Source organism: Pseudomonas sp. 43(2021) (assembly GCF_017490805.1).
In the GTDB taxonomy this organism is placed as follows: Bacteria; Pseudomonadota; Gammaproteobacteria; order Pseudomonadales; family Pseudomonadaceae; genus Aquipseudomonas.
The window spans coordinates 1-539 of sequence record NZ_JAFGYJ010000233.1; the positions used below are offsets into that span (position 1 = coordinate 1).

A 539-nucleotide genomic window follows, 5' to 3' on the forward strand; every position below is an offset into this window, starting at 1 on the left:
AAATGGCTCATTGACCGCGCACACTTTCGCGCCGCTGCAGAGCGGTAGATTGATTTGAACGACACTCGACAAGTGCTGTGAACACAGCACCCTAGTGGGCGAATACGCGCCACACAAACAACAAGGAATACAAAGCTTGTCACCGGCAATATCTGATAACACCGGAGCACTACGCTGTAACGGCAGCGAAATAATTAGCGGACCGGCGCGACCGTCGGGCATAAAAAATGGCCCTGCCCTGTGGGACATGACCATTGTTTATTGCTGGTGGAAAACAATTGAAACTTCAATCGGACTTACAACCGCTCAAACTTTCCCGTCGCTGAGAATTGCATTAGCGGAGGGTTTTTCAGGACAGCGGTTTTTCACCATACCAACGCGGCGTGTACACCCATTCACCGCCCCCGGCACGGGCGAAGGTGCAGGTGGTCGAAGAGCCGATCAACACCATGGTGCGCATGTCCACCTGTTCCGGTGTCAATGCGCCCAGGGTCGTGGTGCGCAGCGTCTGCCCCGGCCGGCCGATGTCCCGACCGAGC

At 55.8% G+C, this 539-nt stretch carries 1 pseudogene; it reads right to left on the bottom strand.

Going from position 1 to position 539, the window contains the following annotated elements:
• Positions 1 to 349: 349 nt before the first annotated feature.
• Positions 350 to 539 (bottom strand): annotated as a pseudogene (locus J5M71_RS26925) (precorrin-3B C(17)-methyltransferase); the annotation flags it as partial.